Genomic DNA, 26,903 nt, shown 5'->3' with positions numbered 1-26,903 from the left:
GGGTCGCTGTCGGCCGCGGCGGGTCGCTGTCGGGTGCGGCGGGTCGCTGTCGGGTGCGGCGGGTTCCCGTCGCCCGCGGCGGGTGGGCGCTGACCCGCCGGCGCCTACAGGAACCCGCCGACTCCAGGATGGTGGGCGCGGCGCGGCACGGACGGGCGGAGGCTCACGAAGGAGGCGGTGCTCCCCTCGATCGTGGGGGCGCGGTGCCGAGACGATCGGCCCTAGCGTCAGCAGCATGTCCTACGAAGAACCGATGGTCGCCTACGACTACGGACCGAGCTTCTCGTCCATCCTCACGACGCTCGCCGCGGTGGCGCTGCTCGGGCTGGGCATCGTGCTCGCGGTCCTGCTGGTGCGACTCTTGCTCGTGGCCACACGAGCGCTCACCGTGTTCAGCCGTGAGCGCGAGCTGCGCCTCGAGGTGCTGCTCGCCGAGTCAGGCGCTGCCGCGCCCCCGGCGCCCGCTGCCGCACCCGCACCCCCGACCGCACCCGCACCCGCACCCGCACCCGCGACCGTGGAACCGGAACCGGAACCGGCACCGGCCGCACCGCCGGCACCGGCCGAACCCGCACCTCCCTCGGCGGACGGCGACGGTATCGAGGACACGCCTCCCCCGGGAGGCGACGCCACAGACGGCGGGGACGTCACGCCGCGCTGAGTCGCGAGACCCGCGATCCCCCCGGCGCTCCGAGCGAGTGTCGGCGGGTTCCCGTCGCCCACGGCGGGCGGGCGCTGACCCGCCGCCGGCGACGGGAAGCCGCCGCGAGAGACAGCAACCCGCCGGCAGGCACAGGAACCCGCCGACCGCGACAGCGACCCGCCGACCGAGACAGCAACCCGCCGACTCCGGCAGTGCGAGATGTTCCGGGTCCCGAGCGACCTGCGGACCGAGGCGTTCCACGCCGGTGACGAGGGTCAGTTCGCCTTGACGGTGGCGAGTTCGTCCCAGTGGGTGGTCGCTCGGGGCGAGACCATGTCGCGCTTCATCGACCAGCCTCGTCGGTGACGGAGGCCGGCGACCCCGAGCCCGAGGGTGTCCTCGCCGAACTTGCCCGCGATGCGGTCGATGACCGCGCCGTAGGCCGGGGGCGCGGCGCCCTCGACGTCGAACACGTCGAGGCTGGCGTGCTCGTCGCGCGGGGTGAGCTCCATCAGCGTGACCCCTGCGCGCACGTAGCGCTTGCCGGCCTCGAGCTGCGGGCCGAGCGCGGCGATCGCTGCGCGGGCGAGGGTCGCCGCGTCGTCGGTGGGCTCGGGGAACGCCACCGACACCGAGTGGTTCGTGTGCGCGGCGCTGTCCGAGAACGGGGAGGTCGCCGCGAAGCAGCGCATCATCCGCGTGAGCGAGCCCTGCCTCCGCAGGCGAGCCGCGGCCCGCTGCGTGTAGACGGACAGGACCTCCTCGAGCTCGGTCACCGTGGTGACGGGCACCGCGAACGACCGCGAGTGGTAGATCTGCTCGCGCTCGGGCTGGACCTCCTCGATGGGCAGGCAGTCGACGCCGCGCAGCTCGTGCACGACCCGCGCCTGCACGACCCCGAACCGTGCGCGGATCCGTGCCGCGTCGGCGTCGCGGAGGTCGGCTGCCGTGTGGACGCCGAGCGGCGCGAGCTTCTTCGCGGTGCGGCGGCCGATGCCCCAGACGTCGCCGACGTCGACGCTCGCGAGGATCGCGGTCTGCCGGTCGGGGGCGTAGCTGCCCAGGTGACAGACGCCTCCCAGTGCCCGGTTCTGCTTCGAGCCGCGGTTCGCGAGCTTCGCGAGGGTCTTCGTGGGGGCGATGCCGATGCTGACGGGCAGGCCGATGAGCTTGCGCACGGCCCGCCGGATCTCGCGCGCCTGCGCGATCGTCTCGTCGAGGGTGCCGGTCAGCTCGATGAACGACTCGTCGATCGAGTACACCTCTTGACTGCTCGTGTAGCGGCTGAGCACCTCGGCCGACCGAGCCGACATGTCGCCGTAGAGCTCGTAGTTGCTCGAGACGGCCACGACGCCCTGCATCTCGGCGATCGGCGCGATGCTGTGCCAGGGCGCGGCCATGTCGACGTTGAGCGCCTTCGCCTCTTCCGACCGAGCGATGACGCAGCCGTCGTTGTTAGACAGGACGACCACCGGCCGCCCCTCGAGGGCAGGGTCGAAGACGCGCTCGCACGAGACGTAGAAGTTGTTCGCGTCGACGATCGCGATGCTGCGCTCCGACCTCCCGAACTCAGACACGGTGCAGGCACCTCGTCACGACGCCCCAGATCGTCGCCTCGTCGAGCTCGGACAGCACGATCTCGGAGTAGGCCGGGTTCTCGGGGCTGAGCACCATCTGCCCGTCGCGCCACGACAGGCGCTTGACCGTGAGCTCGGCGTTGACGACCGCCACCACGACGTGGCCGTCGTGGGCGTCCAGACCGCGGTCGACCACGAGCTCGTCGCCGTCGAAGATGCCGGCGCCCGTCATGCTGTCGCCGCTGACCCGCACCAGGAACGTCGCCGTCGGGTCGCGCATCAGGTGCCGGTTCAGGTCGACGGGCCCGTTGTAGTACCCCTGGGCGGGCGACGGGAACCCGGCGTGCACGGCCTCGGCCGCCTGCTGCGGGAGGAGGCGGTCGGGCCGCGGCTCGCCGCCCACCGCGCCGATCACCTCGGTCACGGTCGCTCCTCCCACGTCATGCCCGGACGGTAGCACCGGCCGCCGACACTGCCGCAGCGGCCGACAGCAGCTGCCCGCGGCCAACAGCCGGCAGCCGCCCGGCAGCTCACGGCACGAGCACGACCTTGCCGGCCAGCGTGCGCGACTCGGCCAGCTCCATCGCCTCGACCACCGCCTCCAGCGGGAACAGGGCCGCGACGTTCGCCGTCACGACACCGTCACGCACGAGCTCGAGCACCTGCCCCAGGTCGTGCTCGAGACGGGCGCGGAACCGTCGCGGCGTGCGCGAGTGCCCGCGCCACAGGTCGTAGAACGTCGCCCGACGGCCGTTGGGGAGGACGCTCCAGGCCCCGATGCGGACGAGCTGCCGCAGGAACGGCGGCCAGATGCTCCCCGTGCCGCCGGTCGCGCTGGCGATCGCGTACGCGACGAGCGTGCCGCCGGGCGCGAGCAGCGTCCACGCGGTACGGGTGACCGCCCCGCCGATGTTGTCGAACACGGCGTCGACGCCGCCGGGCACCAGGGAGCGCACCCGAGCGGCGAGGTCGGGATCGGCGTAGTCCACGGGCTCGGCGCCGGCACGACGCAGCGCGTCGTGGTGGCGAGGCGACGCCGCCGCGATCACGCGCACGCCGTGGTGCAGCCCGAGCTGGATGAGGACGCCGCCCACTCCCCCGTTGGCGCCGAACACGAGCACTGTCCCCCCGGGCCGGACCCGCGCCGACCTGTGCAGCATCTGCCACGCCGTCACCCCGTTGACCGTGACGGTCTCGGCGTCCTCCGCGGCGACGCCGTCCGGCACGACGACCGAGTCGCGCTCGCGCACGACCGCCTGGGTCGCCCACCCGCCCGTCTTGGTGAGGCTGGCGACGCGGTGGCCGACGAGCGCGCCGTCGCCGCCGGGGCCCACGGCCGACACCGTCCCGACGAGGTCGTAGCCGGGCGTGAAGGGGAACGCCGGCTGCCCCGGGTAGCGCCCGCGGCGCATCGCCTGCTCGGCGAACGAGATGCCGGTCGCCTCGACGGTGACGAGGAGCTCGCCTGCTCCCGGTTCGGGCGTCGCGACCTGCTCGATCAGCAACCCGGAGGGAGGCACGACGCCCGGCAGGACGACGCGGGTGGTGGTGGCGGAGGCAGCAGTGATGTCGGTCATGGTGGTCTCTCTTCTGGGATCGGTGGCGAATGGAGTTACTGATTGGTCAGTCACAAGTGCAGGCAGAAGAATCGAGGGGCCGAGGAGGCGCCCGTCACCGGTGCCGGATCCCCGCGGTCACCGAGGCGGCCCAGGAGTCAGCCATGGAGGCGAGGTCCGTCTGCACGATCAGGTGGCACAGCTGCCCGTACGCGATGAACCGCTGCACGTCGGCCGGGGCCGCGCCGGAGACCCGCTCGACCGCCCTGACCACGTCGCGGAGACCGTCCCGCACGGCGGCGCGGATCTCGGGCACGGCGCTGGCGCTCTGCGCGTGCGACTGCATCATGATCAGGTCGCGGTCCTCGACGAGGGCGACGTACGCCTCCGTCATCGCGTCGAGACGGCCCGACGGGTCGGTCGACGAGCTCGCCTCGCCTGCCTCGACGAGGGCGTCCGCCACTCGCGAGTACGTGTCCTCCACGGCCGCGAGGAACACCCCGAGCTTGCCCGGGAAGAGCCGGAACACGTAGGCAGGCGACACCCCGGCGGCGGCGGCCACGTCCGCGACGGGTGTCGCGTGGTACCCCTTCTCGGCGAACACCCGCACGGCGGCCGAGGCGATCCGGGCGCGCTGCGCCTCTGCGGTCGAGCGGAGGGCGGTGCCGGAGGCGGTGCCTGTGCTGGTCGGGGACATGTGACTGAGTGAACACTTACACGACGCGCCTGTCAAGGGGCGTCGTGACGCACCCGTCGAGGAGGCGTCAGGACGAGTGCCGCGCGGTCCAGTCCGCGAACGGCGCCGTCGCGCCCGCGACGTGCCCCTGCTCGGCCGCCAGGGCGCGGTCCTCCGGGGCCTTCGCGTACTCGTCGTAGAAGGTCGCGAGGCTCATCAGCCGGTTGCCGTCCTCGTAGTGCTCCCCCTCCTCCTCGCGGCTCACCGCGTAGATCACGCGGTCGGGCTGCGCGTAGTAGAGCGCGCCGAGGCACATCGGGCAGGGGTACGCGGTCACGTAGGCGTCGAAGCCACTGAGGTCGGTGATGCCCTGCTCGGCAGCCTGGCGGATGGCGAGGATCTCGGCGTGCGCGGTCGGGTCGCCGGTCTGGGCGACGTGGTTGCTCGCCTCGACGACGACCTCGCCGTCACGGACGAGGAGGCACGCGAAGGGCTTGCCCCCGGCGTCCACGTTCTCCTGGGCGCGCTGGACGGTGAGGGCGGTGAAGGTGTCGTCTCGTTCGGTCATGCCCCGAGAGTGCACCTCGCGGACGCCGAGGCGTCCAGCCAGGCCGCAGCATGCAGGCAGCAGGGAGCAGGCCACGCCCCCAGGAGGCGGTGAGCTGCTACGCGGAAGCGGTCGCGTCGGCGTCGGCCTCGGGCTCGGGCTCGGGCGCGTGCTTCATCCAGAACGGCGAATAGTGGTACCCGTCCAGGTCGTCGAACTGCCGCTGGTACATGAACGGGTAGTCGTCGGTGTCGCCGACGCGACCGCCCGCGGCCGCGGCGCGCTCGACCAGCTCGTCGACCGCCTCCTTGCTGGGCAGGTCGAACGAGACCGTCACCTTCGAGGGGGTGTCGGGCCCGCCGATCAGTTCTTCGACGCCGCCGACGCTCTCGTACATCGCGCGGCTCGTCAGCATCACGTTCTGCTCGGGCGCGATCGCGAAGCACGACGACTCGGGGCCCGACATCCCCGCCTGCAGCTCCCAGCCGAGCGCGGCGTAGAAGGCGGTCGCGCGCTCGACGTCCGCGACGGGACAGCTGAGGAAGAGGGTCATGGGCACACCCTCGTCCCCGGCGCCGCTGCCGTCAAGGTCCGGACATCCCGGATGCCGCCCGAGCCGGTCGAGTGCCGTGGGTCACCACCAGAAGGGCGCCTGCGGTACGTAGTGCTCCTCGAGGCGGCGGACGTCGTCGTCGGTCAGCTCGACCTCGAGGGCGGCCACGGCGTCCGCGAGGTGGTGCGGCTTCGTCGCGCCGACGATCGGGGCCGAGACCACCAGGTTCCGCAGCACCCAGGCCACCGCGACCTGCGCCATCGACACCTCGTGCTCGGCAGCGACCTGCTCGACGGCGTCGATGACCGGGCCGTCGGCGTCGGTGTCGAACGCCTTCGCGACCTCGTCGACGGCCGAGCGATCGGTCGTGACGTCGCGCGGCCTCGTCAGCCGCCCCTTGCCCTGCGGCGAGTACGGGACGAGCCCGACGCCGAGGTCGGCACACAGCGGGATCATCTCCCGCTCCTCCTCGCGCCCCAGGAGGTTGTACTGGTCCTGCATCGCCGCGAACGGCGTCCAGCCGTGCACGGCCGCGGCCGTCTGCAGCTTCGCGAACTGCCACGCGAACATGCTCGACGCACCCGTATACCGGACCTTGCCGGCGCGCACGAGGTCGTGCAGCGCCTCCATCGTCTCCTCGACCGGCGTCTCGTCGTCGAAGCGGTGGATCTGGTACAGGTCGATGTAGTCGGTGCCGAGGCGCCGCAGCGACGCGTCGACCTGCTCGAGGATCGCCGCGCGCGACAGCCCCGAGCCGCCGGGCCCGTCGTGCACCCTGCCGCTGACCTTCGTGGCGAGCACGATCTCCTCACGCCGGGAGTACTCGCGGATCGCGCGACCGACGTACTCCTCGCCGGTGCCCTGCTGGTACACGTTCGCGGTGTCCCAGAACGTCACGCCCAGCTCGACCGCCTGGCGGAAGAACGGCGCGGACGCCTCCTCGTCGAGGGTCCAGGTGTGCAGGCCCCGCGTGGGGTCGCCGTAGCTCATGCAGCCGAGGCCGATCCTGCTGACGCGCAGGCCCGTGGTGCCGAGTCGTCCGTACTTCATCGTGCAGTACCCTCTCGTCGCGCGTCGTCGTCCGCCCTGCGGTCCCGATCGGCGGCCTGCCCGATCTCCCGCGCCTCCTGGGTGGCGGGGGTCGCGCCCCAGCTGCCGAGGAGGCGGAGGCGCTCCTCGGTCGGCGAGCCCGGCTCGGCGCTGTAGATCAAGAAGTTGAGCCCCTGCTGCCCCATCGGCTCCATGGCCTCGTAGACGAGCTCGAGGTCGCCGACGACCGGGTGCCGGAACGACTTGTTCCCCGACGCGTGGTGCCGCACCTCGTGCGCGCCCCAGCGGGCGCGGAACTCGTCGCTGCGCGTCGAGAGCTCGCCGACCAGGTCGTGCAGCGCCTTGTCGTGCGGGTCGCGGCCCGCCTCGGTGCGGAGGATGGCCACGTTGATGTCGGCGGCGATCGACCACGACGGGTAGAACGCCTCCGCCAGCTCACGGTGCAGGAACACGAAGCGGGCCAGGTTGACGGGGCGCTCGGGCAGCGCGTACAGGTCGGAGTACAGGGCCCGGAACAGCGCGTTCTCGCCGAGCACGTCCATCCGGCCGTTCCGGACGAACGCCGGGCCGGCCGTCACCGAGTCGAGGGCGAGCTGCAGGGCACGGGAGATGCCCGACGGCCGCGAGCGGGCCCGCGAGCGGCTGCGGACGGGCGACTCGTTGGCCGCACGGGCGAGGTCGCCGAGGTGCGACCGCTCGGCGTCGTCGAGCAGCAGAGCGCTGCCGATCGCCTCGAGCACCGCCTCCGAGACGCCCCCGAGGTCGCCGCGTTCGAGCCGCGAGTAGTACTCGACGCTGACGCCGGCGAGCATCGCCACCTCGGTCCGTCGAAGGCCCGGCACCCGCCGACCAGGGCCGCCGGGCAGCTCGACCTGCTCGGGCGTCACACGGGCTCGCCTCGTGGTGAGGAAGTCCCGCACCTCGCTCTTGTTGTCCATGGCATCGACCGTACGACGCCGGGGCGGCCGGATGGGTGCTCCGGTGGGGCACCCCGACGAGAGCCTGCGGCACACGGCCCGTCGGCGCTCAGCCACCAGGGGCCCTGGAGGCGCGGCCGGCCCAGGCGTAGCCTCCCGCCATGACCATGCACCTGCGACAGACCGTCCTCGACGCCGAGGACGCGCGCGCCCTGGCGAGCTTCTACTTCGGGCTGATCGGCGGGCAGTACCGCCCCGGCGACGAGCCCGCCGCGGACGGGACCGACGACGGCGCCGAGTGGGTGGCGTTCCGGACTCCTGCCGGGGTGCGGCTCGCGTTCCAGCGGGTGCCCGAGCTGCCCCGGTCGACCTGGCCCGACGGCCCGGTGCCCCAGCAGCTGCACCTCGACTTCATGGTCGCCGACGCCACGGAGCTCGAGGAGCACCGGGCCCGCGCGGTCTCGCTGGGCGCCACGGTCGTGGACGACCAGAGCGCCGACCCGGCGGAGGCGCTGTACGTGTTCACCGACCCTGCAGGGCACCCGTTCTGCATCTTCGTCGCCGAGGGGGCGGACGACCCGACGGCCTGGTGACCGACTGCGCAGGAGGTGGCGGACCGGTGGGCGAGCGACGGCCTCAGCCGGCAGCGGCCAGGGCCCGCACCTCCTGAGCTCGATCCGAGGCCTCTCAGCCCGAACGAACCAGGTGAACCGGCGGAGAGCGCTGTCCCGCGTCCCTCCGAGAGCACGTCGTGTCGGTTCACCGGGCGAGGTGCGCCCCCGCGGTCGCGCTCGACTCGTCCACGGCGCCGGCCAGGGACAGCTCGAGGGCGAGCTCCAGGCAGCGAGCCCGCGCTGGGGAGAAGTCGTAGGGCATCATGCCGACGGCGTCCGCGAGGCTCCGCGACCTCCGCCGACCACCGGACCCGGACCCGGCCCCGGCCCCGGTCTCGGCGCCGGGCTCAGGGTCGGCCCCCTCCGGGTGCAGCTCGTCCCAGGCCGCGACGAGTGCGTCGTCCTCCGAGTCCTGACCGGACTCCTCGATGACCGCGAGCAGCGCCTCCTCGAAGGCGTGCCGTTCAGCGGCCACCTCGGCCACGCGGGGGTCGTCGGCGGCGACCGTGTCGTCGAGCGCAGCCTCGGCCGCTTCGACGCGATCGGACTCCGCGCGGAGCTCCGGTCGGGTCGCGAGCGCGACGAACCGGCCGGCCTGCACGGCGGCGCCGAGCGGGCCGAAGATCCGCTCGGTGACGAGCAGGGCGTCGAGGTCGTCCTGCCGGAGCGAGCCCTCGGGCAGGCCCGTGAGCCGCTGAGAGACGAACTCGTCGAGCAGGCCGGTCCGGCTGCCCAGGGCGCGCATGCGGCGGACCGCGGCGCGCTGGCGCTGCAGCTCCGCCTCCTTCGCCTCGAGCGTCGCCTCCAGCTGCTCGAGCACGTCGGCGACGTCGCCCTGGCCGGCGGCACGGTCCGAGGCTCCGGCACCGGCCGCGCCGTGGGCGGCGGGACCGTCGACGGAGGAGCCCGCGAAGGCATCGCGGATGTCGCCCAGGGCGATGCCCGCGTCGGTCATCTTGCGGATCCAGAGCAGCCGGATCATGTCGTCGTAGTCGTAGCGGCGGCGCCCGCCGCCGTCGCGCTCGGGCTCGGGCAGCAGCCCCAGCGAGTGGTAGTGGCGGATCGCCCTCGGCGTCGTGCCGACGAACGAGGCGGCGTCGCCGATGGCGACCTGACGGGGCGGGATGAAGGACGTGGACACGGGGGGCCTTCCTGAGGGGGGCGCGGGAGGTGGTGCAACGGTCCCCACCAGACCACATGACGTCGCGTCAGGTGCAAGTCCCGCAGCTCACCAGGGGCCGAGGTCGCCGCCGTTCAGGCCGTAGAGGGCGATGCCGACGATCGCCGCGATCGCGAGCACGGCGACGGCGAGGGGCGCCCAGTCCATGAACACCGCGGAGCGGGACCGGGGAGGCACAGCCGCACCGGGGCCGCCACCACGTCGGCGAGCCGCCGGGCCGTGCGTCGCGGCCTCGCGACCGCCGTGCGCGTCGCCTTCACTCAGGCTCCCGGCCTCGGCCTCGCCCTCGGCCTGGCCCTCGAACTGGCCCTCGGACCGGCTCTCGCGCTCGGCGGCAGCGAGGCCCTCACGGAGCGCTTCGCGGAAGCGGCGATCCGCGGCGGAGCCACCGAGCTCGTCGGGGTCGGTCATGGTGCTCCTGTCGGTGTGCGGGGACTCCTGTCTACCGTCTCCGCGGCCGATGCGCCGTCAGCCCACGGCCGCCGTCACCGCCCCGTCGCCCTCGCGGGCGCCTCCTCAGCCCTCGGGGTGCAGGCTCGCGTCGGCCTCGCCGGTCGTCCACGAGGTGAAGTGCACGGTGAGGTCGTCACGCGACGGGGCGCAGCACATCGGCCCTGCCGAGACGCGGGCGCGAGGATCGAGCGGAGCCACCCGGACGAGCCGCCAGGGCTCGTCGTCCACTCGGGCGCGGACGGTGAGCGCGTCGCCCGAGCGGCTCGCGCGGATCGTGACCTCCCGGCCGTGCCAGCCGGGCACCGGCGAGAGCGACCAGTCGGACACGCCCCGCGTGACGACGGCCCCCAGGCTCTCCTCGCCGTCGCTCCGCTCGACGCCGGCCTTGGTCCAGGTGTCGTCGTCGACCTTGACGAAGATGCCCGCCTGGTCGAACTGGGCGGTGAAGTCCAGCCGGAAGGTCACCTCCTGGGCGGTGCCCTGCTCGAACGGGACGAGCAGCGCGTGCTCGGTGTCGTGCACGAACCCGTAGGAGGTGGTGCGCCAGGCGTCGCTCCCCTCGACGGCCGTCACGTGCAGGCCGTCGGACGCGACGTGCACCTGTGCGGGGGCCGTCGTCCAGGTGCCGGAGTCCCAGTCGATGTCGGTCATGACGCCGAGCGTACGCTTGTACACATGACACAGGACCACTTCGCGGGCGATGACCGCAGCAACCGCGAGCGGATGCTCGCCGGCGACCTCTACGTCGCCGACGACCCCGAGAGCGCCCGGCTCGCCCAGCGCGCCGTCCGGCTCGCCGACGCCTACCACCGCGCCGCGGTCGAGGACGAGGGCGCAGCCCGCCCCCTGCTGGAGGAGCTGCTGGGATCGTTGGGGGAAGACGCGTTCGTGAAGCCGCCGCTGTTCGTCGACTACGGCGAGAACATCCGCATCGGCGCCCGGACCTTCGTCAACTACAACCTCACGGCCCTCGACGTCGCCGCCGTGACGATCGGCGAGGACTGCCAGATCGGGCCGAACGTCCAGCTCCTGACGCCGACCCACCCCGTCGAGCCGGGGCCGCGACGCGACCGGCTCGAGGCGGCCCTGCCGATCACGATCGGCGACAACGTCTGGCTGGGCGGCGGGGTCATCGTCTGCCCGGGCGTCAGCATCGGCGACGACAGCGTCATCGGCGCGGGCGCGGTCGTGACCCGCGACGTCCCTGCCGGCGTCGTCGCGGTCGGCAACCCCGCGAGGGTCGTCCGGAGCGTCACAGGATGACCGCTGCCCGGTCGCCCCGCCGGGCGGACCCCGGCCGACGGGACCGCATCCTCGAGTCGTGCCTCGACGTCGTCGCCGAGGTGGGAGTGGACGGCACCACCCACCGGCGCGTGGCGGTCGCCGCCGACGTGCCCCTCGGCTCCATGACGTACCACTTCGACGGGATGGACGAGCTCCTCCTCGAGGCCTTCGCGCTCTTCGCGGACCGCGTGGCCGAGCAGTTCCGACGCCGCCTGGCCGGCGACCTCACACCACAGGAGGCGCGGCGCGCGGTGGTCGAGATCGTCACCCACGACGTCGTCGGCAGCCAGCGCGACCTGGTCCTCACCCACGAGCTCTACACGCTCGCGGCGCGACGCCCCGAGTACCGGTCGATCACCCAGGCCTGGATGGCCCGGAGCCGTGCCGCGCTCGAGCAGCACTTCGACCCCGAGACGGCCCGCCTGCTCGACGCCCTGATCGAGGGCCTCACGATCCACCGCGCCCTCGACCCGGAGCCTGCCGACGAGGACGTCGTGGCGACGGCCGTGGGACGCATCGTGCGTCCTGGTTGACTTTCCGATTCGGAAACTCTCAGTGCCGTCGTGACCGGGGCGTCCTCCGGCCTGGGCGTCGAGACGGCTCGGGCCCTGGCCGCGGCGGGCGCGAGCGTCACGCTCGCCGTCCGGGACACCGACCGCGGCGAGGCCGTCCGAGCACAGATCGAGGGACGGACCGGCAACCGCAGGCTGGACGTCCAGCAGCTCGACCTCAGCGACCTCGACTCCGTCCAGTCGTTCGTCGGGCGACGGCAGGCGCCGCTCGACGTACTCGTGGCCAACGCCGGGATCATGAACCTGCCCGCCCGCCAGCTGACCCCTCAGGGCTGGGAGGCGCAGTTCGGCACCAACCACCTCGGCCACTTCGCCCTGGCGCTCGGGCGACCTCGGTCCTCCTCGCCGGCTCGCCGACCGTGGACGGCGTCACCGGGCAGTACTTCGAGGACGCTCGACCCGCCGAGGTCGTCTCCGAGCCCGCGGACCACGGCGTGCTGTCGGCCGCGCTCGACCCGACGACCGCCGACGAGCTCTGGGACTTCTCCCTCGCGGCCGTCCGGCGCTGACAGCCCACGGCACTCTCCCGGACGGGGACCCTCCGGGCGTCGCCTGAGCATCGCGATCGACCTGCCCGGCCACTCGCACCGCACGTCGAGGCGATCGGGCCAGCCCGCACTCGATCGTCTAGGACGACCGGGTGGCCCTCTCCCGGAGGGACGACTCGAGCATCGTGTCGACGGCCGCGTCCACGAGGCGGTCGGCCTGCGCCCGGGCGATGCGGCCGGACGAGACGAGCGCCGCGATCCCCTGCATGGTCGCCGCGAAGAGCATCTTGAAGACGTCACGAGCGTCGGCGTCGGCGGGCGCGTCCGCGGCGGGCCCCAGCGCACCGTCGAGCACGGAGAAGAGGACGCCCGCCGCCTCGTGCAGCCGGCCGGACCGCTGGGTCACCTTGGCCTGGAACATGAGCTCCATCAGCGCGGCGTCGTCGATGGCGAAGTCCACGTAGGACCGGGCCACGCGTCGGAACCGGACGGGCAGGTCGCCGCCGGCCTCCAGCACCCGGCGCACCTCGGCCGTCAGCCGCTCGAAGCCGAACTCCGCGAGGGCGTCGAGCAGCGCCTGGCGATCGACGAAGTGGCTCCGTGGGGCGCCGTGGCTGACACCGGCCCGGCGAGCCAGGTCGCGCAACGACAACCCGTCGACGCCCGACTCCCGGAGGACCGCGGTCGCCTCGTCGAGCAGCACGGCCCGCAGGTTCCCGTGGTGGAAGGGCCGCTGCGTCATCGGCCCAGCATAGACCCGCACTAGTCATTGCCTATTTTCTAGTCAATGACTAGATTGGCTGCATGACAACTCAGCGATCCCTCCTCGTGTTCGGCGGCACGGGCCAGACCGGCCAGCACTTCACCCGCCTCGCCCTCGCCGACGGACACCGCGTCCGTGTCCTGGCGCGGACGCCCTCGAAGCTCGCCCTCGACGAGGACCGCCTCGAGGTCGTCCAGGGGTCCGTCACCGACGACCTCGACCTCGACGCGCTGCTCGACGGCACCGACGCGGTCGTGATGATGCTCGGCGACGCGGCAGCCCAGCGCGAGCGCCCGGTGAACACGCCCCTCGTGAGGGCGCTCGTGCCGGCCATGCGCCGCACGGGCACCGAGCGCCTCCTCTACCAGGCCGGCGGGCTGAGCGCCGCGCCCGGCAAGCCGCTCGCCCCTGCCCTCCGGCTGGTGCGGAGCACGATCGCGCGTGGCTACATCGGTCAGCACGAGGACAACGAGGCGGTGATGCGGTACCTGGACGAGGAGGCGCGGGACATCGCCTGGACGGTGCACCGTGCCGGGATCGGCTCCGACGGCCCGTCCCGGGGCGAGCTGCAGCGCTCGGCCCGCAGGATCAGCATCGGCACCTTCGTCGACTGCGCGAACTACAACCTCAGAGCCCTCTTGGACGACTCGGCCGTGCACACCTGCGACGGCAGCGCCTACCGGCGCTAGCTCAGGCCGGGCTCCCCCAGGCGGCCGCGGGGTTCCCGGCGAGCGCCCCGGTGACGAGGGCCTGCACGAGGCGGTCGGCGTCGTAGTCAGGGTCGGTCGCAGCCCCGATGCAGAGGTTGCCGACGGGACGTCGGGCGCGTGTCGCGTCCTGTTCCGAGCATCACGTCCTGTCGCGGCGAGACGTGATGCTCGGAACAGGACGTGACACCGCCACCTAGGCGCCGAGCTGCGCCGACGGCGCGTCACCCAGTGACCGGTCGTCCTCGACGTCCACGCGCAGGACTGCGAGAGCCAGGCCGCGCCTCCCTCGTGTCGACCACACCGCGATGACGGACGCCATCGCCAGCAGGGAGGCGACGAACGCGAACGGGGGGACGTCGAGGGCGAGGAGCGTCGCCCACCCGCCGGAGCCGAGCGCCCAGCGCAGCAGGCGCCCACCCGCCCCGAGACGAGGTGTCGGCCGAAGGCGGACGACGTGCTCGCCGACGGTGCGGCCGGAGGCCAGGACGACGACCAGCTGCACCGCCGGCGCCACGAGCGCGCCGGTCGTGACGAGCGCCGCCAGCAGCGGGTCGTCGGCGTCGCGGCCGGCGAGCACCCAGGCGAGCGTCGTGCCGACGCTGAGGACGCCCGAGAGCAGCCAGATGGCCAGGACGTCCGAGAGCATGCCCGAGAACCTGCGGGCGGCGGTCACGGGCCGGGGCCGGTCGGCGTCGACGGGGTCGCTCGAGCCGGCCAGCAGCCCGACGAGGGGTGCCAGCAGGGTGCCGACGACGGCGCCGGCGGTGTTCGCGATGAGGTCGTCGACGTCGAAGAGCCGGTACGCGCAGGGGTAGAGGAACCAGTCGCCGGTGAGCTGCGTCAGCTCGATGAGCAGCGAGACGACGAAGCCGGCACCGAGGCCGACCAGGAGGCCGCCGAGGAGTCGCCTCCGGGCGACGGCGTGCCGGGCGAGGGCACCGAGCGGCACGAACAGCAGCACGTTGAAGAGGACCTGCGCGATCGCCGGGTTCGTCAGCAGCGAGCGCGGCCCGGAGATGCCGCCTTCCTTCACGATGTCGCCGACGAACGCGAACGGGGTCAGCTGCGGAGAGGCCGGGGCGGCGCACATGGTCGCGACGTCGGCAGGCAGGGGAAGCAGCGTGTAGGTGACGAGCGCGAGGGCGTAGACCAGGGTGCCGAACGCGACGAGGCTGCGTCGGACGCCGAGGTGGCCGTGTCGGCGGTACTCGGCCGCCGTCCACGGCACCAGCGCGCCGACCGCCAGCACGGAGCCGATCCCGAACGCGAACACTCCCGGCAGCACGTTTCCCATGCCCAGAAGCTACCGGGATCAGGACCGCCGACACGTGGCCCCGGGGGCCCGTCCGAGTCGTCCCCGGGTACCGCGACGCCGGCCCCTCAGGGGGACGACCCTGAGCCCGGGCGCCCCGAGACTCGAGACATGACGAACGACACCACCCCAGCCCGTGCCCGCATCCGTGTCCGAACGGCGGCCGCAGCCGCCGCTGCCCTGAGCGTCGCCCTCCTGGCGTCGGGCTGCGCCTTCATCCAGCAGCACGTCGGCGACGCCTGGAGCGTCACGTACGAGGTCAGCGTTGACCAGCCGGTCGGCGCCGAGCTCACCGGGACCCGGTTCGACGGTGCTGACGCACGCGGCGACGAGGTGACGACGCAGGACGTCGGCCCCGTGCGCACGGCCACCGCGCAGGACGGCGGCTCGTCGTGGGAGGCGGAGTCGATCGTCCTCGCCCAGGGGCAGGCCTCGGTCACCGCGACGCCGGCACCGGGCGCGACGGCGACCTGCCGCATCCTGCTCGACGGCACGCGCGAGATCGCGACCGCGACCTCGGCGAGCCCTGGTGCACCCGTGGAGTGCACGGTCGACACCCCTCGCTTCGACTAGGAGGCGCCTGGGCAGGTGCGACGAGCGGTCAGGCTCCGAAGGCGCGAGCGCCGGTGAGGAGCCGCTCGAACGCCGCCTCCGCCGCCGGGTCGACCTCGCGACGCGAGGCCTCGGCGTCGTACCACTCGACGACCTCCCGAGCACCCGTGGCCCACGACGTCGTCGCCTGCCAGCCGGGCACGAACGCCTTGACCTTCGCGTTGTCGAACACGACGGAGTGCGCCTTGTCGCCCAGGAGACCCGGGCCCCACTCGGGCTCCACGACCGCGACGCTCTCGCTCGCCACGTGCACCAGCCTCGGGTCGTCGACGCCCGCCGCGGCCGCGAGGCTCGTGTAGATCTGGTCCCACGGCAGGGCCTCGTCCGAGGTGATGTGGAAGACGTCGCCGACAGCGGCCGGCAGGCCGAGGAGCCCGACGAACGCACGGGCGAAGTCGGCGTGGTGGGTCAGCGTCCACAGTGACGTGCCGTCGCCGGGGACGACGACCTCGAGTCCGCGCCGCATCCGGTCGACGACGGTCCAGCCGCCGGTGACCGGGATCGTGGTCCGGTCGTAGGTGTGCGAGGGGCGGACGATCGTGACCGGGAAGCCGCTCTCCCGGTAGGCACCGACGAGGAGGTCCTCGCAGGCGATCTTGTCCCGGGAGTACTGCCAGAACGGGTTGCGGAGCGGAGAGGACTCGCGGATCGGCAGCGCGGCGACGGGCTTCTGGTAGGCCGACGCCGAGCTGATGAAGACGTACTGGCCCGCCCGACCGGTGAAGAGGTCGATGTCGGCCTGCACCTGGTCGGGGGTGAACGCGACGAAGTCGACGACGACGTCGAACGACCGGTCGCCGAGGGCCCGGCGGATCGACGAGGGGTCGGACACGTCCCCCGTCAGCACCTCGACCCCAGGAGGCGTGGGCCGGGTCGACGACGCCCCGCGGTTGAGGACGGCGACGTCGTGGCCGAGCTCGACGGCTCGGGCCGCGGCCGCCGAGCTGATGATGCCGGTGCCGCCGATGAACAGGACTGTCAACGCTGACATGAGGAGGTCTTCTTTCTTCGAGGAGGACCGCCCCAGTCTGCTCGTTCCGGCGGGGGCCCGGTCGGCGGGTCAGGCGCGGGAGCGGCTGGCGCGTGACCCGGTGGCCGACCCGCCGTCCGGCACCGGTCGGGACACGTTCGGAGCGACCAGAGTCCGTCAGTCGGCGGCGTCCGCGCGGGGCAGGGCGAGCTCGATCGTCGTCCCGTCGGCCGAGGTGGCGGCCACTCGGACGCTGCCCCCGTGACGCAGGGCGATCTCGCGGACGAGCGCCAGGCCGATGCCGAAGCCGGTGCGGCGGGTCTGCGCTCCGCTCCGCGCCTCCGTCGAGGCTGCCGCGGGCGACTCCGACCGGGCGAACCGGCCGAAGACGCGCGTCGGGTCGATCCCCGTGATGCCGGGCCCGTGGTCGGTGACGGCCAGCACGACCGAGTCGCCCTCAACACGGGTCGACACGGTGATCGTGGATCCTCCCGGCGCATGGCCGAGCGCGTTGTCGACCAGGGCCAGCACGGCCCGTCGGAGGCTCGCGGGCGGGACGGCCACGCGGACCGGCGCGTCGCCCTGCTGGTCGAGCGCCACCGCGCGCTCCTCGGCCAGCACCGACATCGACCGCAGGACCTCCGCGACCACGTCGCCGAGCGGGGTCGACCCCGCCGAGGTCGCTCCCTCGGCAGGGTCGCCCCCGGCCGCCTCGAGCAGGTCGCCGACGATGTCGATCAGGGCCCGCGAGTCGTCGCGGAGCCTCGCCAGGTCGGCGGTGACGTTCTCGTCGGCGGTCGCCGCACCTCCTGCGATCCTGCGCTGCAGCGCCTGGAGGCGGGCGTCGAGCACGGCGAGGGGCGTACGCAGCTCGTGGCTCGCGTCGGCGACGAACTGGCGCTGCAGGCGCAGTGCCTCCCCGAGCGGCCGGACAGCCCGCCGGGCGATCACGACCGTGACGAGCCCTGCGAAGACCACGCCCGCGACGCCGAGGACGACGAGGCCGGCCACGACGTCCGTGGCCGAGACGAAGACCTCGCCCTGGCCCGCGGCGGCGACCTGCTCGAGGCGCTCCTGCGGGACGGTCTGGTGCAGCACCCACGCGATCGTCAGGGCGAGGGCGCCGACCACGACGAGGCCCGAGACGAGCACGATCTGTCGGCCGATCGACCGGGCGGCGGCCTGCAGGGCCACGGCCTCGGGATCGGCAGCGGGCGTGGCCTGGGCACCGGCAACGGCACCACCAGGCCCGCGCCCGCGCCCGCGCCACCAGCTCACAGGGCACCCACCCGGTACCCGCGCCCGCGCACGGTCAGCACGACGTCGCGGTCGATCTTGCGCCGCAGGTAGCTGACGTAGGTGTCGACGGTGCCGAGCTGCTCGCCGTGCGGGAACACCCGGGCGAGCAGGTCGGCCCGGTCGAAGGTGTGGTCGGGGCGGCGGGCCAGCTCGGCGAGCAGCGCGCTCTCGCGCTCGCTCAGCACGACACGGCTCGACCACGGCGTGACGACGATGCGGCTCTCGGGATACAGACGGGCCTCCCCCACGTCGAGCCAGCGCTCCTCGGCGGCGAACGACCGCGTCAGGGCGCGCAGCCGGGCGAACAACTCGTCGAACTCGAACGGCTTGACGAGGTAGTCGTCCGCACCGCCGTCGAGCCCCGCGACCCGGTCGGCGGTCGTGCCGAGTGCCGTCAGCATCAGCACGGGGGTCGTCACGTGTTCCCGACGGAGGGCCGCGACGAGCTCGGTGCCCTCGAGCCCGGGGAGGCGCCGGTCGACGACGAGCACCTCGTGCCCGCCTGCCCGAGCGGCCTCGAGCCCCTGCCGGCCGTCGGTCACGAGGTCGACCTGCCAGGCCTCGCCGAGCACGTCGGCCACGATGGGCCCGAGCGCCGGGTCGTCCTCGACCAGCAGGAGGCGCGGGCGCGTGTCAGGACCGGTCACCCACCGCCTCCTCGTCCGTCGTCGTCGTCGTCAGGCTCGTCGCCGTCGCGGCCTTCTCGACCCGGGCGGCGCGCGACCGCCGCAGGGCGGTGACCACGATCGGCAGCACCGACACGACGACGAGCCCGACGGCGAGCAGGTCGATGTGGTCCGCCACGAACGGTAGGCCACCGAGCAGCGATCCGAGCACCGTCATGCCGACGGCCCAGAGGAACGCACCGGTGAGGTTCCACACGATGAACCGGCGGTACGGGTAGCCGCTGGTGCCGGCGGCGAGGGGCACGAAGGTGCGGACGACGGGCACGAACCGGCCCAGGACGAGCGCCTTCCCGCCGTGCCGCTCGAAGAACGCCTCGGCCTGCTCGAGATGCGCCGTCTTGAGCACGCGGGCGTCGGGGCGGAACCAGCGACGCCCGAACCGGTGGCCGAGGAAGAAGCCGACCTGGTCGCCGGCCGCCGCCGCGAGGAACGCGCAGAGCGCGATCACGACGACGCTCAGCCCGAGGCTCAGGTGCAGCAGGCCCGCCGTCACCAACAGCGAGTCGCCCGGCAAGAACGGGAAGAGCAGGCCCGACTCGACGAAGATCATGAGCGACAGGCCGCCGAGGGCCCACGGACCCATGCCGGCGAGGAGGGTCTGGGGGTCGAGGATGCTCACGAGCGGGTCCGTCCTGGGTCGGTGGTCGGGGAGGAGTTCGGCGCCGAGGGCCCGACGGGATGGGCCGAGGGCCCTCCCGGGTGGGCCGAGAGCGCCGGTGCGGCGCGGCCCCCGACCCGGTCGACCAGACGCAGCCACGGCGGCAGCAGCAGCGCCACCACCGAGCAGCCGAGCACGACCGAGGCGACCGTGTCGCTCGGCCAGTGCACGCCCGCCCAGACGCGAGACAGCCCGGCGCCGACCACGCCGAGCGCCGCCGTCGCGACCACGACGGGTGCCCCGCGCCGCCCCCAGGCGAGCAGGACGAACGCCAGCGCGAGCCCCGTCGCGAGCGCCGTGTGCCCGCTGGGGAACGAGAACGAGTGCGGCTCGACGATCAGCGGGTCGACGAGCAGCCCCGGGTCGGGCCGGTCGCGCTGCACGACGACCTTGAGCAGCTCGGCCGCGGCCCACGGACCGGCCGCGACGCCGAGCACCGTGAGGGCTGCGGCCTTTCGACGGCTGAGCACCCACACAGCGACCGTCAGCAGCAGCACGAGGGCCGCGCCCAGCTGCGGCCCGAGGAGCCGGTCGACGAGCAGTGCGGCCCCGTCGAGCACGGGAACGTGCGTGCGGCTCGCGTGCTGGGCGAGGGCCAGGTCGACCTCGCCCACGCCGCCCGCGCGCGAGGTGATCAGCAGCCCGGCGACGACGACGCCAGTGACGCCGGTCGCGCCCCACGCCGTCCACGCCCGGTCGTGGACGACCGCGCGGACGGCAGGGAACAGAGGAGGCGCGGTGCGCCCACGAGGGAGCGCCGACGAGCGCGGACGGTGCAGGACGGTCATGGACGCAGCCTCCGCCCGGCCGTCCCAGAAATCGCCCAGATGCCCTGGCGGGCCGACCCGCGCCTCCTCGTCTCGGGCGGCGCGCCTCCTCGTCTAGGCCTCTGGGGGCTTTCTGGGAGGCGACCCCCGACCGTCGTCGCATGACGACACGCGCTGTTCCGACCGGGGCCCCGGACCTCGACCGCCGGGCCCTGCTGAGCAAGGTCCCCGAGATCACCCTCGCGTTCTGGGTGATCAAGGTGCTGTGCACCACCGTCGGCGAGACCTTCGCCGACTTCCTCGCCGACGGCCTCGGACTCGGACTGACCGTGACGAGCATCGTGATGGCGGCCCTGCTCGTCGTGGCGCTCGTCGTCCAGTTCCGGTCGAGGGCCTACGTCCCGGTCGTCTACTGGCTCGCGGTCGTGCTGATCAGCGTCGTCGGCACCCTCCTCACCGACACGCTGACCGACTCGCTCGGCGTCGACCTCTGGGTCTCGACGGCCGTCTTCGCGGTGGCGCTGGCCGCCGTGTTCGCCGTCTGGCACCGCGCCGAGGGCACCCTGTCGATCCACGAGGTGACGACGCCCCGTCGCGAGTCGTTCTACTGGGCAGCCGTGCTGATGACGTTCGCGCTCGGCACCGCGGTCGGCGACCTCCTCGGCGAACAGCTGGCCCTCGGCTACCTGCCCTCGGCGCTGCTGTTCGCCGCGGCCATCGCCGTCGTCGCCCTGGCGCACCGGTTCGCCGGCGTCGGGTCGGTGCTCGCCTTCTGGGCCGCGTACGTCCTCACCCGCCCGCTCGGCGCCTCCGTCGGGGACTTCCTGTCGCAGCCGGTCGCGGACGGCGGGCTCGGCCTCGGATCGACCGTCACGAGCGCGGTGTTCCTCGCGGCCATCGCGGCCCTCGTCGTCGTCCTCACGGTGCGGCGACCGGCGCGCCCGGCTCTGCGCGTCTGACCGTCCCGCCCCGCCCCGCCCTCACCCTCACCCTCGCCACGCCCTCGAGAGAGAAGACCCCATGGACTGGCAGATCAACGGCCTCCCGATGCACCCGCTCATCGTCCACCTCGTCACCGTCGCGTTCCCGACGGCGTCCCTGCTCGTCCTCGTCGGGGCGTTCTGGCCCGCCTTGCGCCGACGGCTCGGCGTCATCACCCCCCTGATCGCCCTGGTGTCGCTGATCGCCGTGCCCCTCGCCACCTCGTCGGGCGAGTCGCTGGAGGAGCAGGTTGGCGGGAGCGCACTGCTCGAGGCCCACACGCAGCTGGGCGACACCCTGCTGCCCTGGGCGATCGCGGTCTTCGTCGTAGCCGTGGCCCAGTGGGCGTGGCAGCACTGGGTGCTGACTCCGGAGAGGCAGCGCCCCCGTCCAGCCGTACGGGGCAGCGCCCGACTGATCGTCGGCGCCTTGCTGACGGTCCTGGCCGTCGGGACGAGCATCGGGGGGATCGTCACGACGGTCCGGATCGGCGACTCCGGCGCGAAGGCCGTGTGGTCGGACTCTTCGCAGGGATGAACGAGGGCGGGCTCGCGTCCGGCTCAGGGCCCGGGCAGCAGCCCGAGCGGCCCTGATGCAGCTGGTGCCGGAGCCGCCGCTCCCGCCCTGCTCCGCCGACAGGAGACCCGCATGCCCCGCATCAGGATCGACCTCGTCGAGGGCCGCTCCGACGAGCAGATCGCCGCGATCGGCGGCACCCCCACGCGGACCCTCGTCGACGTCTACGGCCTGCCCGAGCGCGGGTCGGGGAGGGTGGGGAGGGAGACGACCATGGTGAGACCGCCTCCCGGGGTCTCCTCGGCGGTGAGGGTGCCGCCCATGCCCTCCGTGAAGCCCTTGGCGATGGCCAGCCCGAGGCCCAGGCCTGCGGTGTTGTCGGTGTCGCCGAGGCGCTGGAACGGGACGAACACCAGATCCAGGCGGTCCGGGCTGATCCCGGGCCCCCGGTCGGCGACGCGGATCTCCACGACGTCCCCGAAGGTGCTCGCTGAGAGCCGGACGGGGACTCCGGCCGGAGCGTACTTGACGGCGTTGTCGAGGAGGTTCACGAGCACCCGTTGCAGGAGGACGGGATCAGCGTCGACCAGGGGGACGTCATCGGCGATCTGCAGCTCCACCCGCCCGAGGCCGGCTTGAAGTTCGTCCATGGCGGTGAAGAGGACGTCGTCGACGTCGAGGGGTCGACGGGAGACCGCGAGGGCACCCGCTTGGACCCGGCTGACGTCGAGGAGGGCGGTGACGAGGGCCGACAGCGCGTCGAGGCTCTCGCGGGCCGTGGTCAACAACTCGTCGCGATCGTGGTCGTCCCAGACGACGCCACGCTGCTGCAGGCCGGTCACTGCTGCGGTGGCCGAGGCCAGGGGGCGCCGGAGGTCGTGTCCGACGGCTGCGAGCAGTGCTGTTCGTACTCGGTCGACCTGGGCCATGGGGCCGGCGGAGTCCGCCGTGGCCGAGAGGGCCTTGTGTTCGAGGGCTGTCTCGACCTGCGCGGCGATGACGGCGAGGAGCCGGCGCTCGGAGGCGGCGAGGGGCGGCCCCGTCATCTCCAGGCGCGTCGTCTCGCCGGCGGCCACGACGGTGGTCTCCTCGCCTGCACGAGGAGTCCCGACGCGGTCCACGACGGTGCCGTCGGCGTCGACGACCGAGACCGATCGGAGCCGGAACGCGTCCTGGGTTCGGGACAGGAGTGCGTGGAGGGCGTCCTGGCCGCGGATGACTCCGCCGGCGACGGCTGCGAGGAGCTCGGACTCCGCCAGGGCCCTGGCGGCCGAGCGTGCCTTGCGGGCGGCCTGGTCGACGACGTAGCTGACGAGCAGCGCGATGACGACGTAGAGGACCAGGGTCAGCAGGTGCAGCGGACGGCCGACGGTGATGCTGTCGTAGGGCTCGACGAAGAAGAAGTCGAGCGTCACCCCGGAGAGCACCGCGGCGAAGAGGGCAGGCCAGATCCCGCCGACCAGGGCGACCACGACGACGAGGAGCTGGTAGACGAGGACGTCGCTCGTCAACGACTCGTCGCTGCGGAAGGCCACGAGCAGCCAGGTCAGCAGGGGGCCGAGGACGAGGGCGAGGGCCCCGCCGAGGAGCCTGCGGCGGAGGGTCAACGCGCCGCCGGCTCGCGGGAGCGTGAACCGGTCGCCGGCAGCGGCGTGGGTGACGATGTGCACGTCGATGTCACCGGATTCGCGGATGACCGTGGCGCCGATGCCGGGGCCTGACAGAGCTGCGGTGATCCGGGACCGCCGGCTGACGCCGATGACGAGCTGGGAGGCGTTCATCGCCTTGGCGAACTGGACGAGCGCCTCCGGCACGTCGCCTCCGACGACCTGGTGGTATGTGCCGCCGAGCTTCTCCGTCAGCGCCCGCTGGGCCGACAGCGCCCCGGGGTGGGCGTCGCGGAGGCCGTCCTGGGCGATGACGTGGACGGTGACGAGCTCGCCGCCCGAGGACCGGGCGGCGATCCGCGCACCCCTCCGGATGAGGGTCTCGCCCTCGGGGCCGCCCGTGAGGGCGACGACCACTCGTTCCCTGGCCTCCCACTTGCTGTCGATGCCCTTCTCACGCCGGTAGGCCTTCAGGGCGCTGTCGACCTCGTCGGCGAGCCACAGCAGGGCCAGCTCTCGGAGGGCCGTGAGGTTGCCGAGGCGGAAGTAGTTCGACAGGGCCGCATCGACCCGGGCGGCGGGGTAGACGTTGCCCTCGGCGAGGCGGTCACGGAGGGCCTGCGGTGCGAGGTCGACGACCTCGACCTGGTCGGCGCCACGGAGGACGCTGTCCGGGACGGTCTCCCGTTGCGCCGCCCCGGTGATCTTCTCGACGACGTCGTTCAGGGACTCGATGTGCTGCACGTTGACCGTCGAGATGACGCTGATGCCGGCGTCGAGGAGGACCTGGACGTCCTGCCATCTCTTCTGTCGGACCGACCCCGGTGCGTTGGTGTGGGCGAGCTCGTCGACGAGGGCGAGGTCGGGGTTCCGCGCGAGGACAGCGTCGACGTCCACCTCCGTCAGCTCGACGCCGCGGTGCGACGCCGTCCGCCGGGGGACGATCTCGAGGTCGCCCAACATGGCCGCGGTGGCCTCGCGGCCGTGGGTCTCGACCACGGCCACGACGACGTCCCTGCCGTCTCGGCGCAGACGGGTGCCCTCTTCGAGCATGGTGCATGTCTTGCCGACGCCGGGGGCGGCGCCGAGCAGCACCCGGAGCCGCCCTCGCTTCACGGTGTCAGCGTCCCGTCTCGGCCAGGGCCGTGTTCAGCTCGAGCACGTTCACCGTGGGCTCTCCGAGGTAGCCGAGGTCGCGGCCCTGGGTGTGCTCCGCCACGAGGGCCTCGACGTCCGCGACGGGCAGGTCGCGGGCGTCCGCGATCCGCTCGACCTGGAGTCGGGCGTACTCGGGGCTGATGTGGGGGTCGAGCCCCGAGGCGGAGGCGGTGAGGGCGTCGACGGGGACGTCCTCCGGGTCGACGCCGTCGCTCTCGGCGATCGCTGTACGGCGTTCGTCGATCGCGGCGACGAGGTCCTCGTTCTCTGGCCCGTAGTTGCTGCCGCTCGAGGCCGAGGCGTCGTAGCCGTCTCCGGCCGCGGAGGGCCGTGACTGGAACCACTCGGGCAGGGCGGCCCCGTCGGCGTCGGTGAACGACTGGCCGATCAGGGAGGAGCCGACGGTCTCGCCGTCGAGGTCGACGGCGGATCCGTCGGCCTTGCCTCCGAGGGCGAGCTGTCCCACCCCGGTGATGACGGCCGTGTAGGCCACGCCGAGGACGACGGTGAAGACGAGCATCGCGCGGAGGGCGACGCCGTACTGGCGGAGGAGGGTGCGTGTGTTCATGGTCTCTTTCTCGGTTCTGGTCGCCGGCTAGAAGCCGGGGACGACGCTGACGACGAGGTCGACGATCTTGATGCCGACGAACGGGGCGATGACGCCGCCGAGCCCGTAGACGAGGAGGTTGCGCGACAGGATCGAGGACGCCGACGCCGCGCGGTACTTCACACCCCGCAGGGCGAGCGGGATGAGGACGACGATGACGAGGGCGTTGAAGATGATCGCCGAGAGGATCGCGGAGGCCGGCGAGCTGAGCTGCATCAGGTTGAGCAGCCCCAGCCCGGGGAACACCCCGGCGAACATGGCCGGGATGATCGCGAAGTACTTCGCGATGTCGTTCGCGATCGAGAACGTCGTGAGGGCGCCGCGGGTGATGAGCAGCTGCTTGCCGATGCGGACGATGTCGATCAGCTTCGTCGGGTCGCTGTCGAGGTCGACCATGTTGCCGGCCTCCTTGGCGGCCGACGTGCCGGTGTTCATCGCGACGCCGACGTCGGCCTGCGCCAGGGCCGGGGCGTCGTTGGTGCCGTCGCCGGTCATGGCGACGAGCGCGCCGCCCTCCTGCTCGCGGCGGATCAGCGCGAGCTTGTCCTCCGGGGTGGCCTCGGCGAGGTAGTCGTCGACGCCGGCCTCGGCCGCGATGGCCTTGGCGGTGAGCGGGTTGTCGCCCGTGATCATCACGGTGCGGATGCCCATCGTGCGCAGCTCGGCGAACCGCTCGCGCAGCCCGGTCTTGACGACGTCCTTCAGGTAGACGACGCCGAGGACTCGGGCCTCGGCCGTGGTGCTCTTCACGGCGACGACGAGGGGTGTCCCGCCGGCGTGGGAGATCTCGTCGATGCGGGCCTGGAGTTCGTCGTGCTCGGTGCTGGCGAGGTGGCGGTCCTGCTCGATCCAGGCGATGACGGAGTTCCCGGCGCCCTTGCGGATCTGGGTGCCGTCGGGCAGGTCGAGACCGGACATGCGGGTCTGGGCCGTGAAGGGGACGATCTCCCCCTGCTGACCGCCCGCGTCGTGCCAGCCCGTCGTCAGGGCGAGGTCGACGATCGACTTGCCCTCGGGCGTCGGGTCGGCGAGGGAGGACCGTGCTGCGGCGTCGACGAGCTCGGCTCGTGCGATGCCGTCGAGGGGCGTGAACTCGACAGCCTGCCGGTTGCCGTAGGTGATGGTGCCGGTCTTGTCGAGCAGCAGGGTCGTCACGTCGCCGGCGGCCTCGACCGCGCGGCCCGACATCGCGAGCACGTTGCGCTGCACGAGGCGGTCCATCCCGGCGATGCCGATCGCGCTCAGCAGCGCACCGATGGTGGTCGGGATCAGGCAGACGAGCAGGGCGATGAGCACCGGGATGCTGACGGACGCGTCGCTGTAGCTGGCGATCGGGTTCAGCGTCAGGGTCACGACGACGAACACGATCGACAGGCTCGCGAGCAGGATGTTGAGCGCGATCTCGTTCGGGGTCTTCTGCCGTGAGGCGCCCTCGACGAGGCGGATCATCCGGTCGACGAAGGTCTCGCCGGGCTTGCTCGTGATGCGGACGACGACCCGGTCGGACAGCACGCGGGTGCCGCCGGTGACGGCGCTGCGGTCGCCGCCCGACTCGCGGATGACCGGGGCGGACTCGCCCGTGATGGCCGATTCGTCGACGCTCGCGATGCCCCAGACGATGTCGCCGTCGCCCGGGATCAGCTCGCCGGCGGTCACGACGACCGTGTCGCCGAGCGTGAGGTCGGCGGACGACACCGACTCGAGGGAGGCGCGTTCGGCACCGGCGTCGGAGGTCGCGTCGTAGGACGCCACGCGCTGGGCGGTGGTGCTGGTGCGGGTGGCCTTGAGGGTCTCGGCCTGTGCCTTGCCGCGGCCCTCGGCGACGGACTCGGCGAGGTTGGCGAAGACGACGGTGAGCCAGAGCCAGACCGCGATGGCCCAGGCGAAGGAGCCGGGGACGGCTGAGCCGCCGGATGTCTCGGGACCGGTGAACAGGCCGGCGATCGCGAGGATCGTCGTGTAGGCGGCGCCCACCTCGACGATGAACATGACCGGGTTGTGCCACATCTCGCGCGGGTCGAGCTTGCACAGGGCGCCGGGCAGCGCGGCGACGAGCTGGGCGGCGCTGAAGGCGCCCCCGCGGTTCGTCGGCGCGACGTCCAGGTCGTGGTCGGTGGTGGTGGGTGTGTCGGTGACAGCGGACATGG

Annotated in this window: 30 protein-coding genes and 1 pseudogene; 10 read left to right on the top strand and 21 right to left on the bottom strand. The window is 73.0% G+C overall.

The genetic code is table 11. The features are described 5' to 3' along the window. Positions 1–235 precede the first annotated feature (235 nt). Positions 236–661: a hypothetical protein gene (locus RWM17_RS00725; RefSeq protein ID WP_314100641.1), complete on the top strand. Its 426-nt coding sequence runs from the start codon at positions 236–238 to the stop codon at positions 659–661. 257 nt (positions 662–918) lie between these two features. On the opposite strand, the gene RWM17_RS00720 is transcribed toward RWM17_RS00725, so the two are convergent. The 8 genes from RWM17_RS00720 to RWM17_RS00685 form a co-directional block, all read right to left on the bottom strand. Continuing rightward, positions 919–2,220, bottom strand: coding sequence for a Y-family DNA polymerase (locus RWM17_RS00720; protein ID WP_314100640.1), 1,302 nt, complete (start codon positions 2,218–2,220; stop codon positions 919–921). Next, positions 2,213–2,623: a translesion error-prone DNA polymerase V autoproteolytic subunit gene (locus RWM17_RS00715; protein ID WP_314100642.1), complete on the bottom strand. Its 411-nt coding sequence runs from the start codon at positions 2,621–2,623 to the stop codon at positions 2,213–2,215. The genes RWM17_RS00720 and RWM17_RS00715 overlap by 8 nt, the downstream gene beginning before the upstream one ends. Positions 2,624–2,750: 127 nt before the next feature. Then, positions 2,751–3,797: a medium chain dehydrogenase/reductase family protein gene (locus RWM17_RS00710; RefSeq protein WP_314100639.1), complete on the bottom strand. Its 1,047-nt coding sequence runs from the start codon at positions 3,795–3,797 to the stop codon at positions 2,751–2,753. 94 nt (positions 3,798–3,891) lie between these two features. After that, positions 3,892–4,473 carry a TetR/AcrR family transcriptional regulator gene (locus tag RWM17_RS00705; RefSeq protein ID WP_314100638.1) on the bottom strand — a complete coding sequence of 194 codons (582 nt, stop codon included), beginning with the start codon at positions 4,471–4,473 and terminating at the stop codon, positions 3,892–3,894. A gap of 67 nt (positions 4,474–4,540) precedes the next feature. Then, entirely contained in the window at positions 4,541–5,020 is a 480-nt protein-coding gene (locus RWM17_RS00700; RefSeq protein ID WP_314100637.1) for a nucleoside deaminase, read from the bottom strand. Positions 5,021–5,117: 97 nt separating this feature from the next. Further along, the gene (locus RWM17_RS00695) at positions 5,118–5,552 is read right to left on the bottom strand and encodes a VOC family protein (protein WP_314100636.1); all 435 of its coding nucleotides are present in this window, start codon (positions 5,550–5,552) and stop codon (positions 5,118–5,120) included. Positions 5,553–5,633: 81 nt separating this feature from the next. After that, entirely contained in the window at positions 5,634–6,602 is a 969-nt protein-coding gene (locus tag RWM17_RS00690) for an aldo/keto reductase (RefSeq protein ID WP_314100635.1), read from the bottom strand. Further along, positions 6,599–7,540 carry a helix-turn-helix transcriptional regulator gene (locus tag RWM17_RS00685; protein WP_314100634.1) on the bottom strand — a complete coding sequence of 314 codons (942 nt, stop codon included), beginning with the start codon at positions 7,538–7,540 and terminating at the stop codon, positions 6,599–6,601. The genes RWM17_RS00690 and RWM17_RS00685 overlap by 4 nt, the downstream gene beginning before the upstream one ends. A gap of 140 nt (positions 7,541–7,680) precedes the next feature. Between RWM17_RS00685 and RWM17_RS00680 the strand changes: the two genes are divergently transcribed. Next, positions 7,681–8,112, top strand: coding sequence for a VOC family protein (locus RWM17_RS00680; protein WP_314100633.1), 432 nt, complete (start codon positions 7,681–7,683; stop codon positions 8,110–8,112). Positions 8,113–8,278: 166 nt separating this feature from the next. Here the strand turns inward: RWM17_RS00680 and RWM17_RS00675 are convergent, their stop codons facing one another. From RWM17_RS00675 to RWM17_RS00665, 3 genes are all read right to left on the bottom strand, one after another. Continuing rightward, positions 8,279–9,274, bottom strand: coding sequence for a MerR family transcriptional regulator (locus tag RWM17_RS00675; protein WP_314100632.1), 996 nt, complete (start codon positions 9,272–9,274; stop codon positions 8,279–8,281). A gap of 87 nt (positions 9,275–9,361) precedes the next feature. Beyond that, positions 9,362–9,724 (bottom strand): hypothetical protein, encoded by a 363-nt coding sequence (locus RWM17_RS00670; RefSeq protein WP_314100631.1) that lies wholly within the window; start codon positions 9,722–9,724, stop codon positions 9,362–9,364. Between the two features lie 105 nt (positions 9,725–9,829). Beyond that, positions 9,830–10,417 (bottom strand): DUF1349 domain-containing protein, encoded by a 588-nt coding sequence (locus RWM17_RS00665; protein WP_314100630.1) that lies wholly within the window; start codon positions 10,415–10,417, stop codon positions 9,830–9,832. A gap of 24 nt (positions 10,418–10,441) precedes the next feature. Between RWM17_RS00665 and RWM17_RS00660 the strand changes: the two genes are divergently transcribed. The 4 genes and pseudogenes from RWM17_RS00660 (at position 10,442) to RWM17_RS00645 (ending at position 12,131) form a co-directional block, all read left to right on the top strand. Further along, positions 10,442–11,029: a sugar O-acetyltransferase gene (locus RWM17_RS00660; RefSeq protein ID WP_123546872.1), complete on the top strand. Its 588-nt coding sequence runs from the start codon at positions 10,442–10,444 to the stop codon at positions 11,027–11,029. Beyond that, positions 11,026–11,583 (top strand): TetR family transcriptional regulator, encoded by a 558-nt coding sequence (locus RWM17_RS00655; RefSeq protein WP_314100629.1) that lies wholly within the window; start codon positions 11,026–11,028, stop codon positions 11,581–11,583. The genes RWM17_RS00660 and RWM17_RS00655 overlap by 4 nt, the downstream gene beginning before the upstream one ends. 30 nt (positions 11,584–11,613) lie before the next feature. Next, a pseudogene (locus RWM17_RS00650) lies at positions 11,614–11,931 on the top strand (SDR family NAD(P)-dependent oxidoreductase); the annotation flags it as partial. A gap of 50 nt (positions 11,932–11,981) precedes the next feature. Then, on the top strand, positions 11,982–12,131 hold the full coding sequence (locus RWM17_RS00645; RefSeq protein WP_314100628.1) for a hypothetical protein: 150 nt from the start codon (positions 11,982–11,984) through the stop codon (positions 12,129–12,131). A 118-nt stretch (positions 12,132–12,249) separates the two neighbouring features. Here RWM17_RS00645 and RWM17_RS00640 read toward each other — a convergent pair whose 3' ends face one another. Beyond that, positions 12,250–12,852 (bottom strand): TetR/AcrR family transcriptional regulator, encoded by a 603-nt coding sequence (locus tag RWM17_RS00640; RefSeq protein WP_314100627.1) that lies wholly within the window; start codon positions 12,850–12,852, stop codon positions 12,250–12,252. A gap of 62 nt (positions 12,853–12,914) precedes the next feature. On the opposite strand from RWM17_RS00640, the gene RWM17_RS00635 reads away from it, so the two are divergent. Then, positions 12,915–13,562: an NAD(P)H-binding protein gene (locus RWM17_RS00635; protein WP_314100626.1), complete on the top strand. Its 648-nt coding sequence runs from the start codon at positions 12,915–12,917 to the stop codon at positions 13,560–13,562. A 214-nt stretch (positions 13,563–13,776) separates the two neighbouring features. On the opposite strand, the gene RWM17_RS00630 is transcribed toward RWM17_RS00635, so the two are convergent. Then, positions 13,777–14,877 (bottom strand): VanZ family protein, encoded by a 1,101-nt coding sequence (locus RWM17_RS00630; RefSeq protein ID WP_314100625.1) that lies wholly within the window; start codon positions 14,875–14,877, stop codon positions 13,777–13,779. A gap of 129 nt (positions 14,878–15,006) precedes the next feature. Between RWM17_RS00630 and RWM17_RS00625 the strand changes: the two genes are divergently transcribed. Beyond that, positions 15,007–15,468, top strand: coding sequence for a hypothetical protein (locus RWM17_RS00625; protein ID WP_314100624.1), 462 nt, complete (start codon positions 15,007–15,009; stop codon positions 15,466–15,468). A gap of 28 nt (positions 15,469–15,496) precedes the next feature. Here the strand turns inward: RWM17_RS00625 and RWM17_RS00620 are convergent, their stop codons facing one another. From RWM17_RS00620 to RWM17_RS00600, 5 genes are all read right to left on the bottom strand, one after another. Further along, positions 15,497–16,498, bottom strand: a complete 1,002-nt coding sequence (locus tag RWM17_RS00620; RefSeq protein WP_314100623.1) for an NAD-dependent epimerase/dehydratase family protein — start codon at positions 16,496–16,498, stop codon at positions 15,497–15,499. Between the two features lie 156 nt (positions 16,499–16,654). Next, entirely contained in the window at positions 16,655–17,671 is a 1,017-nt protein-coding gene (locus tag RWM17_RS00615; protein ID WP_314100622.1) for a HAMP domain-containing sensor histidine kinase, read from the bottom strand. A gap of 80 nt (positions 17,672–17,751) precedes the next feature. Then, positions 17,752–18,423, bottom strand: a complete 672-nt coding sequence (locus RWM17_RS00610) for a response regulator transcription factor (protein ID WP_314100621.1) — start codon at positions 18,421–18,423, stop codon at positions 17,752–17,754. Beyond that, the gene (locus tag RWM17_RS00605) at positions 18,410–19,081 is read right to left on the bottom strand and encodes a VTT domain-containing protein (RefSeq protein ID WP_314100620.1); all 672 of its coding nucleotides are present in this window, start codon (positions 19,079–19,081) and stop codon (positions 18,410–18,412) included. Before RWM17_RS00605 ends, RWM17_RS00610 begins: the two co-directional genes overlap by 14 nt. Beyond that, entirely contained in the window at positions 19,078–19,908 is an 831-nt protein-coding gene (locus RWM17_RS00600) for a phosphatase PAP2 family protein (protein ID WP_314100619.1), read from the bottom strand. The genes RWM17_RS00605 and RWM17_RS00600 overlap by 4 nt, the downstream gene beginning before the upstream one ends. A gap of 140 nt (positions 19,909–20,048) precedes the next feature. On the opposite strand from RWM17_RS00600, the gene RWM17_RS00595 reads away from it, so the two are divergent. Both RWM17_RS00595 and RWM17_RS00590 read left to right on the top strand, forming a co-directional pair. Beyond that, positions 20,049–20,846 (top strand): hypothetical protein, encoded by a 798-nt coding sequence (locus tag RWM17_RS00595; RefSeq protein WP_314100618.1) that lies wholly within the window; start codon positions 20,049–20,051, stop codon positions 20,844–20,846. A gap of 61 nt (positions 20,847–20,907) precedes the next feature. Beyond that, on the top strand, positions 20,908–21,405 hold the full coding sequence (locus RWM17_RS00590; protein WP_314100617.1) for a DUF2231 domain-containing protein: 498 nt from the start codon (positions 20,908–20,910) through the stop codon (positions 21,403–21,405). A 203-nt stretch (positions 21,406–21,608) separates the two neighbouring features. Here RWM17_RS00590 and RWM17_RS00585 read toward each other — a convergent pair whose 3' ends face one another. From RWM17_RS00585 to kdpB, 3 genes are read right to left on the bottom strand one after another with little or no spacing between them, the layout of a single operon-like run. Next, positions 21,609–24,107, bottom strand: a complete 2,499-nt coding sequence (locus tag RWM17_RS00585; RefSeq protein ID WP_314100616.1) for an ATP-binding protein — start codon at positions 24,105–24,107, stop codon at positions 21,609–21,611. Between the two features lie 4 nt (positions 24,108–24,111). Then, positions 24,112–24,717 (bottom strand): potassium-transporting ATPase subunit KdpC, encoded by a 606-nt coding sequence (gene kdpC / locus RWM17_RS00580; protein ID WP_314100615.1) that lies wholly within the window; start codon positions 24,715–24,717, stop codon positions 24,112–24,114. Between the two features lie 27 nt (positions 24,718–24,744). Continuing rightward, entirely contained in the window at positions 24,745–26,901 is a 2,157-nt protein-coding gene (gene kdpB, locus RWM17_RS00575) for a potassium-transporting ATPase subunit KdpB (RefSeq protein WP_314100614.1), read from the bottom strand. Positions 26,902–26,903 lie beyond the last annotated feature (2 nt).

It is taken from the genome of uncultured Frigoribacterium sp., assembly GCF_963515265.1.
Taxonomy (GTDB): domain Bacteria; phylum Actinomycetota; class Actinomycetes; order Actinomycetales; family Microbacteriaceae; genus Frigoribacterium.
The sequence above is the reverse complement of the archived record's forward strand: the minus strand, read 5'-3'. Positions and strand labels throughout refer to the sequence as shown.